We start from the raw sequence: 14,417 nt of genomic DNA, 5'->3' as shown, positions 1-14,417 counted from the left end.
GTGCGATTTCCATTACGTACATAATGGAGGACATCCCATCTATACCGAATGTAAAAACCTATCCTTAATATAATCCAACAAAATCAAGGTCGGCGTCATGAATAGAGGACAACACCAACTAAACCAGAAAGAATAATTACATAGGCTGGGTGCCAGCGTAATTTCATTAAGGCAAATAACGATAATCCAAAAACGAGTAATAAGCTTATCGTATGCCATGAAAAGTTCAGAGCAATCATATGATTGGAAAGAGCAAAACTGATCGCTGCAAAGAGGATTAAACTAGTAACAATGGGTCTTAATCCATAAAACATGGATTGAATAATTGGATAATGATTCAATTTACTGAAGAAGGTGGCTATAACGGTTACGAAAATAATAGCAGGAAGCAAGATTCCGAGCGCAGATGATATGGCTCCTGCGAATCCAGCAGTTGAATAGCCAACGAGAATGGCACTATTGGCGGTGATAGGACCAGGCGACATGCCGGAAATAGCAATTACATCGGTAAATTGTTGCGTCGTCATCCAGCCATGCTGTGAGACTTCCGATTCTATTACGGAAATCATGGCGTATCCGCCTCCAAACGAAACAAAGCCGATAATAAAGAAGGTGCTAAACAACTCCCACAATTCCATCATTCTATCACACGCTTTCTTGAAATTAGTTAGACCCTTTATTGATTCACCTATATGCCAGCGCCCATGAAAGGTTCGAAATCGTTTTCTTCTTTTCTCCTATCTTTTCGGTCCATCTTGACTTCGTAACCTAATTTCCTCTTAATGGAGATCGTCACAATACCTGCTATTGCTCCTGCTAATATAGCTAAAACAGGTTGAACGAAGAAAAGAACGGGAATTCCAACTATTAGAATACAGAAAGTTGATCTGTCAACAATAGCTGTTTTTCCTATCTTGATAGCTGCGAAGGCGATGATGGCTACTATTGAAACTCTAATCGATATGAATGCGGCTTCTATCTTCGGATTATCCTGAATGAAAAAATATAAAATGCCGAGAAGCAGTACAATTAAAAAGGTAGGTAATGAAACACCGATCATGGCTGCCGCTGCGCCCTTCATTCCGGCAATTCGATGGCCGATAAAGGTGGCAGAGTTAATTGCGACAGCCCCCGGTACAGACTGAGATAATGCAAAAACATCCGTTACTTCTTCGCTTTTCAGCCATTTTCTCTTCACCACAACTTCTTTTTCGATTAGAGGGATCATCGCAAATCCTCCTCCGAAAGTGACAGGTGATATTTTAAAAAAGGTCCAGAATAATTGGAACAGTGTTTTCCATTGTCCTTTCATTGTATCAGTCACTTCCTTCTGCTCTGTATAAATCTTATTATTAACATATCAAAGAAAAAGGAATGGGTAAATTGCAACAAAATCATCGGGTATAACAAAACGTTATACCCAGAAGTTTTATCCGTTTTATATAAAATCATTGACTAGGCTCACCTGTTCAGGGAATATCGTGGTGTTTTTCCATTTCACCATTTGCCTATATGATGCTATCATTTTATATAACCATTTTAAAGACAAGGAGGTCGGCTTCTTGAAATTAGAAAATCTAAAAGTGTTTTGTTTAGTGGTGGATGAAGGAAGCATAAGCCAGGCAGCGAGGTTAAGCTTTTTATCTCAACCCGCCGTAACGAGGCAAATTCATCAATTGGAGAATCATTATAACACTTTGTTATTCGACCGTGAGGAAGGAAGGCTGAGAGTTACAGAAGCGGGCAAATTGTTATACCCTTTTGCAAAAGCTATTGTAAATGATTTCAACCATTCAAAAGTAGTGATTCAGCAATCAACTGGCGAGTACAATGCAAACCTCATAGTAGGCGCATCCTTGACTATCGGTGAGTACTTGTTGCCGAGCTTGCTTGGGAGATTTAAAAAACAACAGCCTGAAATAAAAGTGACATTAACGATAAAAAATACCCCCCGAGTTCTAGAGGATTTATCAAACGATGTCATTGATTTGGCCTTGGTGGAAGGACTTGTGGAAAACACCGATTTTATTGTTGACCAATTCGGCGAAGACGAATTGATATTGGTTTGTCCATCCGACCACCCATGGAAAGACAGACAAGAAATCCAGTTAGAGGAATTGGGAAATGAAAGGATGATCTGGCGTGAATCCATTTCAGGGACACGGCTTATCGTAGAAAACATGTTAAGGGAGCATGGGGTTTTAGAAAAAATAGAAAGTTATATGGAGATTGGAAGTACACAAGCGATAAAAAGTGCGGTGGAAGCTGGACTTGGAATCAGTATTCTGCCAAGGTTGTCAGTGGCCAGGGAATTGGAACAAGGTTTTTTGAGGGAAGTCGGTATTTCCGGAATAGATATAACAAGAAATCTTTGGCTAGTCAGGAGAAACAAGCGTTTTAATAAAATAGGGGTGTCTAAATTTGTGAATTTTCTTCGATAAGGAATGAAAGCACTACCATGGTTTACTATTACAATTTGGCAGCGTTTTCGGTTTCGTGGTTACGGTGTGGCCCCAGCCCCCTTACCTTGCAAAAGTCATAGCAAATTGAATATACCGCATTAATTATTCAGCTCTTCTCTATCGAGAGGGGCATTTTGTATTTGGTTGTTCAGCCTACGGTTAGCCAATCAAACGAATTAAGCCGTTTTTATATAAATAAAATTGAAGTTACTATTAGAAATAGGAAATATACTTAATGGCAAATTAATTATAAAATAAATTCATATTATTCTAAAAATTTCTAAAAAAAGAGAAAGTTTACTGCTTCAACATTCAATGAAACGCTCCTAAAAGTCACAGAACAAAAATCAATAAGAGAAAAGTGGAATTTCAAGCTTTGGCATTTTAAATGGAATTGTAAGCGCTTCCCTGAGAAAAATAGTTTTGTGAAAATATAAAAAAATGGAGTGATGAGGAATGCAGCTGTTTGCAAGTAAGAAACGAAAACTTATTATTAGTGGTCTATTATTCGTTGGAATGGTTTTAAGCTTTTTTGATCGTGTTGCCATAAATGTCGGGATAATTCCAATCGCAGATGAGTTTCAGCTCAATACTTCTCAAACAGGTTTTTTAATTAGTATATTTTTTGTTAGTTACTCTCTCATGCAACCGCTTGGCGGATGGATGACCGATAAGTATGGAACCAGGGTCATGGTGACTATTTCTTTGTTTAGTTGGTCTTTGTTCACTGTAATGTCTGGATTTGCTTGGTCATTCATATCTTTATTATTCATTCGTTTTCTGTTCGGGTTAGGTGAAGGGCCTTTCTATCCTGCCAGTATGTCCACTATAAGAGATAACTTCCCGGAAGAAGAACGGGGCCGGGCAAATTCGTTTTTCCTGTCTGCCCAGAATATTGGCGGGATATTAGGTACTGCACTTGCCGCTTCGATGGTGGTAGCATTCGGTTGGCGGGGCATGTTTACCATTGCCGGAATTCTAGGGATATTAGTTTCTTTCGGAATTTGGTTCATTCTAAAGCCACAAGAAACTCAAGAGGTTAAAAAAGACAAATCGAAACAAAAAAAGGTTGCATTGAAACTGTTATTTAAAATCGATAATATTTGGAAACTCATAACATTCAAGTTTATATCCAATATTATTAACTATGGTCTGATCACTTGGATGCCTATATATTTAGTTAAGGAAAAAGGGGTTGATTTAATAGCCGCCGGGGGTTTATTGGCCATCCCTTATATTTTTGGTTTCTTGATGTTTAATGTAAGCGGATGGCTTCTGGATAAGCATATGGCTAACCGGGAGAAGTATCTTGCCGCTGCTGGCGCAATATTATCGGCAATTTTTCTCTTTTTAATGTCTAACGCCACGTCCATAGCACTTATCATCACTTATCTCACTCTCAACTCCGTAGCGCTGTCTTTCTTTGGAACCGTTCTATATACGATTATTATAAAATACTCACCAAAGGAACTTACCGGTTCTGCCTCCGGACTCGTAACTTTTGCTGGTCAAATTGCAGGTGCGGTTTCTCCTTTGGCCCTCGGTTTGATTATCAGTTTGTTCAATGACTCCTATAATGCAGCGTTCTTGTTTTTGGTAATAATAGCGTTATTGGGAACGGTTGTTGCCATATCTATTAAAAATAATCAGGCACAACCAGCTAAAGAATACGAAAAAACTACTACCATAGTATAAAACTGGCATTCTGCTTTTGAGGAGACAGTTTGAGGTGTCCTGATTCCATTTCTCTAAAATTGAAAGGGCTTTCTGTTCGAGGTATGATATTAGTAATAGGCTAGAAGGAGAATGAACCATGAATATTGAACAATTGGAATATATCATCAAGGTAGCCGAGGTTAACTCGATTTCCACGGCTTCAGAGAGCCTCCATATCTCTCAATCTGGAATCAGCATGGCCATTACCAGTCTGGAGAAGGAATTAGGTATAAAAATCTTCAAGCGGTCACGGTTAGGAACCATACCTACTGAAGACGGAAAGGAAATCATCCAGAAAGCTCTTGAAGTATTAAGCAAATTGGAAGAAATAAGAGATAGTGCACAAATACATTCAGATACGATGGAAAAAGAGTTACGGCTATCCTCTACTCAAGGTTTATTTCTTACGGTTTTGCCGAAATCCTTGGCCTTATTTAAGAAGAAGTATCCCGAGGTGAAAATCGTGATTGAAGAAAAAGGGGGACAAGAGATAACCGAAGATGTACTGAATGATAAGATAGACATCGGGCTATTGAATATTCCAAAGGTTAAACCAAAAGAAAATGAGTTGGAATTTCAACCCTTAATGGAAGCAAAAGTGATTGTGTCGGTCAGTAAGAATTCCCCTTTAGCCAACCGTAAAAGCATAACCCCACAAGAGCTAATGGACCAAAGTTTGGTCGTTTATAATGGACCAAGAATGAAGGCGTTCATCAAAGCTTTTTTTGATCATTATGGTGAGATGAATATTTTGTTTTTCACAAATAATACAGAGATCATCAAAAAAACCGTCGCTGAGGGATTAGCCATTGCCTTTTCTTATGATATTGGAGTTAACAGCGACCCCTATTTCCTAAGCGGGGAACTTGTGGCCATTCCGTTGGTGGAGCTAGAAAATAATTCAATGGAATTCGGTTATGTTCGCTCTAAGAAGCAGTATTTTTCAAAAGCTGCCAGAGAGTTTATTAAATGTCTCGAATTCTACACTGCTCTTAAATATTAGTTTCCTATGCTGAAGGGGACTAATATTTTTTTGTATTTACATAAATATTTTTTATGTTTACATCATATATCCTTATTTTACTTAAATATTATTTACATTTAAAATTAGTTTTATAACATTTCAAATATTTAAATAGTTCAACAAAAATAAAAAAAGTGAAAGGGGAAACATATGGTAACAACACAGGAAGAGAAATTGGAGGTACTTCAAACAAAATTGGAGGATTTCATTCACAATGAATTGCTTCCATATGAACAGGAACATGGATTGAACGCTGAAGAGGATATCCCGATGGCAGCCATACAATGGGCAAGGAAACGATCCAGGGAATTGGGCTTTTACGGAATTAACCTCCCTGAAAAATATGGTGGACAAGATGTTAGCTTAAAGGGATTATGCATGTTCAAGGAAATATTGGCCCGTTCTGGAGCAGTTTTATGGGGACAGGTTATAGGCGAGATTGGCGGACCGCTAAGAATTGGTCAGATGTTGGAAAATTTTACACAGGAGCAAATAGAAAAATATGTGATGCCCGTTGTGACGGGAGAAGCGAGCTGCTGCTTTGCCCTTACAGAACCAAATGCTGGATCAGATGCCTTTGCTATCGAAACAACAGCCGTTAAAGACGGAAATGATTATATATTAAATGGGAAAAAACATTTTATCAGTGCTGCCCCCTATGCTGATTTCGCCATTGTCATAGCAAAAGAATCTCAGAAAGGAGAAAAAGAAAGAATCACCGCTTTCCTAGTAGATAAAAAAACACCACAACATTCGGGGTTTGAACTAGGAGACATTCAAGTTCCCTTATCAGGAGAACGCATACATGCTGAATTGAATTTCAATCAATGTCGAGTGCCTGCCGCCAATATAATCGGAGAACCAGGAAAAGGGTTGCTGCTCGGATTGAAAAGAATAAACACAAACCGCGCTTCCCATGCGGCCGGCTTTATCGGAATGGCTCAACACCTTCTCAATTTATCTATTGAACATGCTAAAACGCGGGTCCAACACGGCCGGCCCATCGGTGACTTCCAGGCAATTCAGCATATGCTCGCAGAAATGGCGACAGAAATCTATGCAGCAAAGTGCATGGTCTATGATGTGGTTGAAAAAATTGATCAAGGAAAAGAGGATCGAGCAGGCACATCCATGGCTAAGCTGTTTGCTTCAGAAGTAAATAGCCGTGTGGCTGACAAGGCTATCCAAATCTTTGGCTCCAAAGGCTTGGTAAAAGGGCATCCAGTAGAAAAAATGTACAGGAGTGCACGGATGTATCGGATTCTAAGTGGAACCTCAGAAATTCAAAAAAATACAATTGCCAAATCACTATTAAAAGGGTGAAACCTTTTTCGAGGGAGGAAAAATACGTGCTGCATAATTTGACATTTCAGTCACTGTTGAATAAAGGAATGAAACGATTCGGCGAGCTGCCCGCCATTACGATGTTGCCAACCGGAGATACAATAACCTACGACGAGTTATGGAAAAAAACAGCACTTATTGCTTCTTATTTACTTCGCATAGGTGCAGGCAGGGGGGTTCGCATAGCGTCCATCATTCCAAACAGTTTGGAAAGTGTGATGTTTGGTTTGGCCATCCAGCAATGTGGAGCTACCTTAGTGCCAGTAAGTGAAAAGCTGGGGAAACGAGAATTAACATTCATTTTAAAGGAAGCAAAACCAGAAGTGGTCATAATAGCCACACAGTCACACTTTGACCCCATCATTGAGTATTTAGAAGAAATGAAAATGAAGAAGGACAGTGTCCATGTCATTGGGCTCCCAGGCTTTAATATTAATTATCCAGAGGAGTTTGAACGGTATGAATGGCCCAGAGAAATAAAAAATCTAGACTTGCCAATAGCTGAAGCGGAAGACATTTCCCTTCTGTCATATACAGGAGGGACGACTGGTACACCCAAAGGTGTCATGCATTCCCAGAAAGGACTCGGCGCCGCCATACTTTCTGCAGCTATCGAAGACCCGCTGGACGACCAAGACCGAGTATTGTTAAGTACGCCTATTGTGCATTCAGCCGGTTCATTACTTTGGAGATCCCTTGTTTCCGGCATACATGTCTATGTGATGGGCTCATTCGACGCTGCAGCATTCATACGGGCGATAAAGGAACATAAAATTACGACGACATTCATGGTACCGACCATGTTATACAGACTCCTTGATCAGACAAAGAAGATGGAATATGATATGAGCTCCATGCGCAATATCTTCTACGGCGCGTCACCAATTTCACAAAAGCGCCTTAAGGAAGCTTTTGAAGTATTCGGGCCTATTATGCGCCAGCAATACGGCATGACAGAGTGTAATATTGTCATTACTAGACTATCGAAAAGCGCTCATCTATGGGCTTATCATAACAATTCGGAAATTTTGAAAAGCTGTGGAAAACCGTGCATTTTTACCGAAGTTCGACTGATTGATGATGAAGGAAATGATGTAAAACCATCCGAGCTTGGTGAAATTATCGTAAAATCACCAGCAATGATGGCGGGCTATTATCAAAGACCTGATCTGACCCAAAAATACATCCGTGATGGCTGGTTCTACACTGGTGATATTGGTAAATGGGATGAAAACGGTTACCTTTTCATTGTAGATAGGAAGAAAGATATGATCATTACAGGCGGGATGAACGTATATTCTTCAGAAGTGGAACGAGTGGTGAATCAGCACCCTTCTGTTGCATTAGCTGCCTGTATAGGTGTTCCACATCCAGATTGGGGGGAATTAGTATGTGTCGTTGTATCTCGGCGAGAAGGGATGAACTGTACTAGTGAGGAATTAATTGATTTCTGCAAACAAAGAACTTCTAAGTATATGGTTCCAAAAGTAGTCTATTTTCTTGATACGTTTCCATTAACGCCGATTGGGAAAATTGATAAGAAAGAAATAAGAAAGATGTTTGCACAAGGTATTCTAACCATCTAGAAGAGGTTATCTTAATACAAGGTCTGCCCAAACTATTCTATTCCTTCGTTTGAAATGAAAGTGTTTTTTATATGCTTTTGAAGGAAGGACTGTTAAAAGAGGCAGAACAAGGGTAAACGGCAGATGTCAGTCATCCCGTCAAGCAAGGGCTGATTCAGTCTTCATTATGCTTACAAGTAAAGTCCTTGAGAAGGGATGTTACTTGTAAGCTTTTTTTCTTTTCCTTCCTTTTTTTATCATTATTGAATATTGCCTCGTTTTTTACACAAAATACCTTTGTCTTTATTACCTGCTGTCAATCAAAATCTGACATGTTGAAATTTGAAAATTAGGAGTGAAAACAATGGATAGCAAGCAATCAAAAAAAGAATCTTCGGAAATTGCCGGAAGAACATATGATGTCAGTGATTATAAACGGGAAGATACATTATCCTCAGGACTGGCTACAACCCACGAACAAGTCTCGGATACTTATGCGGAAGGCGAGATAAAAGCAGTCGTTGATGATGTAAACGGGAGAGATATTGAAATTGAAAAAGAAGGATCTAAGGAATAAAGGAAATGAATAGATTTCTGATATTTTAAAGATATAACGACTAAATCCCCAGCTTGTTGTATGATGAAACAAGCTGGGGGATATGTAATTAATAAATACTTACTGTCTCCATTTTTTGAAGCAACTCTTCCTTCGTTCTTGGAGTAAGGTCCCTTGCTGCGGGTATCTTTGATTGATTAAGGGCTTGAAACATTTCAAATACCCATGGTTTCTCCAGATGTGCCTGAAGCAAAACCTCCTCATCATGAAAAACAGATACAGGATCTCCTTGGTATATGACCTTGCCATCGTTCATGACAATGACTTCATCAGCCCATTGGTAGGCTAAATTAACATCATGTGTGGATAAAATAATCGTTTTGTCCGGTTGATGGATACTGTCCAGCAGAGCCATGATCTGTCTGGAGAAATAAGAATCCAATCCAGCAGTAGGCTCATCCAAAAGCCAGACATCTGGTTCCATGGCGAGTATCCCTGCAATGGCGACACGCTTTTTTTGTCCTAAGCTTAAAAAATGGGTGGGCCTGTCTTTCAACTCCGTTACTTCCGTTTGAGCCATCGCCCATTTTACTTTCTCCTGCACTACATTTATATCCCAGCCTAAATTCATCGGTCCAAACGAAATATCCTGTTGAACATTAGCGGAAAAAAGCTGAGAATCGGGATCTTGAAAAACGATTCCGACTTGTTTTCGTAAGGATAATAATGCTTTACGGTCATATTTCATTTTCTTGCCCTTAAATCTGACTGTTCCTCCAGTAGGCTGTAAAAGACCATTTAAATGGAGGAATAGAGTCGATTTACCGGCTCCATTATTGCCTAATAATGCAATTTTTTTACCTTGTTGAATCGTTACAGATAGATCCTTTAAAGCGAACGTCCCATCTGCGAATCGGTGGGTGAGGCCTTCTATATTAAAAATATGCTCTTCCATTCTTGTATTGCCTCCAATTTACATATATCCATAAATAAAGATTAAGCTTCCCAGTATGACAAATCCGATCAGCCAATTGCGTGAAGAATAGGTGTAAGGATCATCGATATATGTAAGGCTCTCCTGATATCCTCTGGCATTCATGGCCATCGTCAATTGCCCAGAGCGCTGGAATACTCCTAAAAATAAGGATGAAATCAGTAAACCGAGAGATCTAATGCCTTTTTTTATCGAACTATACCCAAGTCGGGAGGACTGTGATCGATGAATGGCTAAAGCTGTATCTAAAAAAATAAAAATAAAGCGATAGGTCAATTCTATTAAATCGATCAATAGGGAAGGCACCTTCAGTTTCCGTAGCACGGATAGAATGACAGTGATGGGGGTCGTTAAGGTTAAGAAATATAAGCAGCTAATACTGCCCAATACGACAGAAATCAAATTGATCACCAAACCAATGCTGTCATCGCTGATGAATATTTGCCAATTTCCGACCTTCCAGGACCACCATATATTCGATATTGAATTCAATTCACTTGTGAAAGACAAAAGGATCGTAAGTGTACCGGATAATATAAAAAAACCTGGTAATAAGAGTAATTTAAGATAATAAGTGAACGGGATTCTTGCCGCAAAAATGATTAAAGCGCTCATTACCGTAAACGTGATAAGTGAAACCTTCATATCCCTTACCGTTAAAGAAAACAGTAAAAGGGAGAGTGAAAAAATCATCTTCTCCACTGGATGTACATCCTTTAGCCCATTGAAATAGGCATACTTATCAATGAGTAGCATGCTTGGATTTTTCGGGCGTTTCTTGTTTGTTTTGCTTATTTCTTTGCCTCATTACGCCAATGAAGTATCCAATGAAACCGGCTCCGATTGCAGCTTGCAGGGCAAATAATAAGCTTTCGGTTTCTGCACCTGGCGGCTCCCAAATGCTATTGAACCAAGGCTTATATTCTGGGTGGATTTTATTGATGGCATCTTTAGCCTCCCCGTCAGCACCTCCAAATTCCGTACCTTGTTGGGTGATTAACGGTATAGTTGCAAGAATGACGACCAGGAAAAGCAGAAGTAAACTTTTTTTCATGTTAACGGACCTCCTTGGATAAAACTCGCAGCAATTTCAATTCGCCTAAATTGTATTTTTTCAAAAAATTCATCACGACGACTGTCAATAATCCTTCGCTGATTGCCAAGGGGATTTGGGTAAGGGCAAAAATCCCTGCAAATTTAGTGAATGAAGCCATGAATCCTCCTACCTCGGATGGAAAAGCAAGTGCAAGTTGGACGGAAGTTACCACATACGTTCCTAAATCTCCAAAAGCGGCTGCCAAGAAAACGGCAAGAGAGAAAGACCAACCCAATTTAGTTGCACCCTTGAAGATAAAGTACGCAATGAACGGTCCGCATACTGCCATGGAAAAGGCATTGGCTCCTAATGTGGTCAATCCTCCATGAGCCAGTAAAACAGCTTGAAATAATAAAACGATGGAACCGATGACACTCATGGCCAATGGACCAAATAATATGGAACCCAAACCAACTCCGGTAGGGTGTGAAGAGCTACCCGTTACGGACGGAATTTTTAAAGCCGACAAAATGAATACAAATGCTCCTGATAATCCGAGCATCATTTTGGTTTCTGGGTTTTCCTTTACTTTCAACCTAATGGAGCGATATCCCAAGATTAAAAATGGCAAGGTCACAGCCCACCAGAATATGGCCCATTCAATCGGTAAAAAGCCCTCCATGATATGCATGGCCATTGCACGTTTTGGGACAAAAAACAGTAAAATGACAAAATAAAGTATCTTCCAATTGATTTTTTTCATTCTTTCTCCTTTCAACACTCATGATTTTCTGTCCAAAGCTTTAGAAGAAAAGCGGTGCCCAACCTAACATAAAAAGCACTTCTCTCAAAAGAAAGAAGTGCGTAATGAACAGGAATTTGCAGCATAAACCAACCATGGGCCATTCTGCCTGATCCGCACACCCATCCTCGTAGGCTGAAACAGTTTCACGCTTCATGGCAGGTCTCCTGGCTTTGGTTCATCATCCTGTTACATCCTTCCCATCTCATTTGACAGTGGATGAATTACGGTAACAGGACTTCCCTTTACAGTGGCGGGACCGCGCCGGATTTACACCGGCTTCCCTTTTAAGCTGAATCCCGAGAAATTCAGCACCATAAAACATATGTAATTATATTGAAAATTCTCGTATAGTGTATCATAAAGAAATAATTCCAGCTATACTCTATTTTTTTTTGCCTTGAGAAACATAGGAAGGAAAGGCATGGGAGCTGGATTAAAACGATTAAACTTTTCTAAACAGTCCGAATAAACTATTGAATTTTGCTAAAGTTGTTATATGATAGATAAAGTTAGCTAGAATTGTATAATAAAACCAAATATTTCATTTTAAAAGTGCTCTTGCATGAAAAGGCAAGGGATAATAGGGAAATCGGTGAAAATCCGATGCAGCCCCCGCTACTGTAAACGCTGATGAAATTGTCGATGACCACTGGCTGAATGCCGGGAAGGGACAAAGTAAAATGATGCGTAAGCCAGGAAACCTGCTTTTAAAATCGTATAATACTTTTCGGAGGGAAAGGTAGAGGAACTATGACGATTTTGGGAGATTCTGCATATTTGCAGAGTGCTTCTCTTTCATATAGTTTTTTTAAACCTTAACTCTAATGTTAAGGTTTTTTATTTTGCCTTTTCCCTGAACTGGAGGAGAAAGAAGATGACAACTTGGAATTTGCAGGGGACAAACTCGCATCTGTTGATTTGTAATGGGAGCAGTTGCATGAAAAAAGGCGGAGAAGAAGTGACCCAAGCCATTCGCGATGAAATTACTTCAAAGGGATTGGATCTGAAAATACATACAACGAGGACTCGCTGTAACGGAAGATGCAAGGATGCCTGCGTTGTGATTGCCTATCCCCAAGGGAAATGGTATCGAGTGGATTCCCCAGACTTTGGTCGGCAGATTGTGCGGACTATTGATGATGGGGAGTTTGTACCTCAAATGATTTACCAATTTACTGATGGGGAAATGGCCCCAAATCCAGATTTTCCTGCTCATACAGGTATTTCAAAGAACAAATAAGTAAAAGGAGATGTCTTAATGAGTACAAACGGTAAATTATTCGTCGTGGGCTTTGGTCCAGGGAATTTTGAACATATTACCAAACGTGCTGTTGAAGCCCTTCAAGAAAGTGACTATATCATTGGGTATAAAACTTATGTTGAACTCATTCAGGGGCTGCTTACAGATCAAACGATTATTAGTACGGGAATGACTGAAGAAGTATCACGTGCACAGGAAGCAGTCAAACAAGCGGAGTTGGGAAAGAAAGTAGCTGTAATATCCAGTGGAGATGCTGGTGTTTACGGAATGGCTGGATTGGTTTATGAAGTATTGATTGAAAAAGGGTGGAAAGAAGAAACGGGGGTAGGCATTGAAGTCATTCCTGGTATTTCTGCCATTAATTCATGTGCGTCTTTACTTGGGGCACCTGTCATGCACGATTCGTGCACCATTAGCCTCAGTGATCATTTAACTCCATGGGATCTTATCGCTAAAAGGGTGGAGGCTGCTGCAATGGCTGATTTTGTCATTGCCCTTTATAATCCTCGAAGCGGCAGACGGACAAGGCAAATAGTTGAAACACAGAAAATTCTGCTTCGCTACCGTTCACCCGATACACCTGTCGGGTTGGTGAAAAGTGCATATCGCGATCGTCAGGATATTGTCATCACGAATTTAAAAGATATGTTGAATCACGATATTGGAATGCTGACCACCGTCATTATTGGGAATTCATCTACCTTTTTATATGACGACAAAATCATCACACCAAGAGGCTATCAAAGAAAGTATACGTTGAATTCGGAAAAACAAACATTGAAGCCGCATCAGCGTCTGCAAAAAGAAGCAGAACCGTGGGCATTAGATCAAGAAGCTGGTTCCATACAGGAATCCTTCACCGAGTCTGTCGGAGGAGTTGGATTACTTACAAAAGCACCAGAAAAGAAGCTCGCTTCCTTTGAAATGGCCATGGAAGCCCTGTCAAGAGTCAAGGGTCAAACCGTTCAGCAATCCATTAAGCCGATTGTTCAGCAAAAAATGGAGTCGGTGTTTGAGCTTGCCGTCAGTCCAGGGGTGGCGAATAAACAATTCACTCCCAAACAAATGATGACACTGGCGGAAGTTGTCGGGGAAAAGGGAACGATGGAATACACGCCAAATCATAAGATCGTTTTAAAGATTCCGACAACGGATCCGGAGAACATCACTTGGAAATTACAATCAGCAAACTTTCTATTATCACCTATTGGAGATGTATTGACATTAAAAGCGTGTGATTTCTGTGATGGTGAAAAAACCGAATCCATTCCTTATGCAGACGAAATACAACGGGTCCTTGGGGGCATGAAATTGCCTAAGGAATTGAACATCGGTTTTAATGGGTGTGGAATGGCTTGTTATAGCGCCGTGATGGATGACATCGGGATTGTCTTCCGAAAAGGGAAATTTGACTTATTCCTTGGAGCTAAACCGGTTGGAAGAACAGCCCATCCAGGTCAGCCGGTTGCGGAAGGCATTGATCCGGAACAGCTTGTTGCCTTGATCACGGACATTGTCGAAGAGTATAAGCAAAATGCCCATCCAAATGAGCGTCTGTTTAAATACTTTAAACGTGCCAAAAAGATTCAGAGTTATTCTTATCAGGACATTGCTCCCAAAATACACATAGAGCCTGCGCCTTGCGAAGACTAAT

At 40.1% G+C, this 14,417-nt stretch carries 15 protein-coding genes and 2 riboswitches; of the genes, 8 read left to right on the top strand and 7 right to left on the bottom strand.

Annotation, left to right across the window (positions count from 1 at the left end; all coding sequences use genetic code 11):
• Positions 1 to 95: 95 nt before the first annotated feature.
• Positions 96 to 641, bottom strand: a complete 546-nt coding sequence (locus ACQKMH_RS11185; protein ID WP_427587450.1) for a chromate transporter — start codon at positions 639 to 641, stop codon at positions 96 to 98.
• Between the two features lie 47 nt (positions 642 to 688).
• Complete coding sequence (locus ACQKMH_RS11180; protein ID WP_427587449.1) at positions 689 to 1,312, bottom strand: chromate transporter; 624 nt, start codon at positions 1,310 to 1,312, stop codon at positions 689 to 691.
• Between the two features lie 250 nt (positions 1,313 to 1,562).
• Here ACQKMH_RS11180 and ACQKMH_RS11175 point away from each other — a divergent pair, with 250 nt between their 5' ends.
• From ACQKMH_RS11175 to ACQKMH_RS11150, 6 genes are all read left to right on the top strand, one after another.
• Positions 1,563 to 2,441: a LysR family transcriptional regulator gene (locus ACQKMH_RS11175; protein WP_427587448.1), complete on the top strand. Its 879-nt coding sequence runs from the start codon at positions 1,563 to 1,565 to the stop codon at positions 2,439 to 2,441.
• Positions 2,442 to 2,918: 477 nt separating this feature from the next.
• Positions 2,919 to 4,157 (top strand): MFS transporter, encoded by a 1,239-nt coding sequence (locus ACQKMH_RS11170; RefSeq protein WP_427587447.1) that lies wholly within the window; start codon positions 2,919 to 2,921, stop codon positions 4,155 to 4,157.
• A gap of 118 nt (positions 4,158 to 4,275) precedes the next feature.
• Positions 4,276 to 5,181 carry a LysR family transcriptional regulator gene (locus ACQKMH_RS11165; RefSeq protein ID WP_427587446.1) on the top strand — a complete coding sequence of 302 codons (906 nt, stop codon included), beginning with the start codon at positions 4,276 to 4,278 and terminating at the stop codon, positions 5,179 to 5,181.
• A 171-nt stretch (positions 5,182 to 5,352) separates the two neighbouring features.
• A complete protein-coding gene (locus ACQKMH_RS11160; protein ID WP_427587445.1) occupies positions 5,353 to 6,525 on the top strand; it encodes an acyl-CoA dehydrogenase family protein in 1,173 nt (390 codons plus the stop codon).
• Positions 6,526 to 6,551: 26 nt separating this feature from the next.
• Positions 6,552 to 8,132, top strand: coding sequence for a class I adenylate-forming enzyme family protein (locus tag ACQKMH_RS11155; protein WP_427587444.1), 1,581 nt, complete (start codon positions 6,552 to 6,554; stop codon positions 8,130 to 8,132).
• A gap of 343 nt (positions 8,133 to 8,475) precedes the next feature.
• Entirely contained in the window at positions 8,476 to 8,688 is a 213-nt protein-coding gene (locus ACQKMH_RS11150) for a YozQ family protein (protein WP_427587443.1), read from the top strand.
• A gap of 88 nt (positions 8,689 to 8,776) precedes the next feature.
• Here the strand turns inward: ACQKMH_RS11150 and ACQKMH_RS11145 are convergent, their stop codons facing one another.
• The 5 genes from ACQKMH_RS11145 to ACQKMH_RS11125 all read right to left on the bottom strand — a co-directional run bounded on the left by ACQKMH_RS11145 (position 8,777) and on the right by ACQKMH_RS11125 (position 11,656).
• Positions 8,777 to 9,622, bottom strand: coding sequence for an energy-coupling factor ABC transporter ATP-binding protein (locus ACQKMH_RS11145; protein WP_427587442.1), 846 nt, complete (start codon positions 9,620 to 9,622; stop codon positions 8,777 to 8,779).
• Positions 9,623 to 9,640: 18 nt separating this feature from the next.
• Positions 9,641 to 10,417, bottom strand: a complete 777-nt coding sequence (gene cbiQ, locus ACQKMH_RS11140; RefSeq protein ID WP_427587441.1) for a cobalt ECF transporter T component CbiQ — start codon at positions 10,415 to 10,417, stop codon at positions 9,641 to 9,643.
• On the bottom strand, positions 10,404 to 10,715 hold the full coding sequence (locus tag ACQKMH_RS11135; RefSeq protein ID WP_427587439.1) for an energy-coupling factor ABC transporter substrate-binding protein: 312 nt from the start codon (positions 10,713 to 10,715) through the stop codon (positions 10,404 to 10,406). Before ACQKMH_RS11135 ends, cbiQ begins: the two co-directional genes overlap by 14 nt.
• Before the next feature lies 1 nt (position 10,716).
• Positions 10,717 to 11,460, bottom strand: a complete 744-nt coding sequence (locus ACQKMH_RS11130) for an energy-coupling factor ABC transporter permease (RefSeq protein WP_427587437.1) — start codon at positions 11,458 to 11,460, stop codon at positions 10,717 to 10,719.
• A gap of 40 nt (positions 11,461 to 11,500) precedes the next feature.
• Positions 11,501 to 11,656, bottom strand: coding sequence for a hypothetical protein (locus ACQKMH_RS11125; RefSeq protein ID WP_427587436.1), 156 nt, complete (start codon positions 11,654 to 11,656; stop codon positions 11,501 to 11,503).
• Positions 11,640 to 11,833: riboswitch (cobalamin riboswitch) on the bottom strand. It overlaps the preceding gene by 17 nt.
• 202 nt (positions 11,834 to 12,035) lie before the next feature.
• Positions 12,036 to 12,225, top strand: a riboswitch (cobalamin riboswitch).
• A gap of 151 nt (positions 12,226 to 12,376) precedes the next feature.
• Between ACQKMH_RS11125 and ACQKMH_RS11120 the strand changes: the two genes are divergently transcribed.
• Together ACQKMH_RS11120 and cobJ are read left to right on the top strand one after the other, a co-directional pair.
• Positions 12,377 to 12,742, top strand: a complete 366-nt coding sequence (locus tag ACQKMH_RS11120; RefSeq protein ID WP_427587435.1) for a (2Fe-2S) ferredoxin domain-containing protein — start codon at positions 12,377 to 12,379, stop codon at positions 12,740 to 12,742.
• An 18-nt stretch (positions 12,743 to 12,760) separates the two neighbouring features.
• A complete protein-coding gene (gene cobJ, locus ACQKMH_RS11115; RefSeq protein ID WP_427587434.1) occupies positions 12,761 to 14,416 on the top strand; it encodes a precorrin-3B C(17)-methyltransferase in 1,656 nt (551 codons plus the stop codon).
• Position 14,417 lies beyond the last annotated feature (1 nt).

This window comes from Peribacillus sp. NPDC097895 (genome assembly GCF_050277555.1).
Classification (GTDB): Bacteria; Bacillota; Bacilli; order Bacillales; family DSM-1321; genus Peribacillus.
Note: the sequence above shows the minus strand (reverse complement) of the source record. Positions and strands in the feature narration are given on the sequence as shown.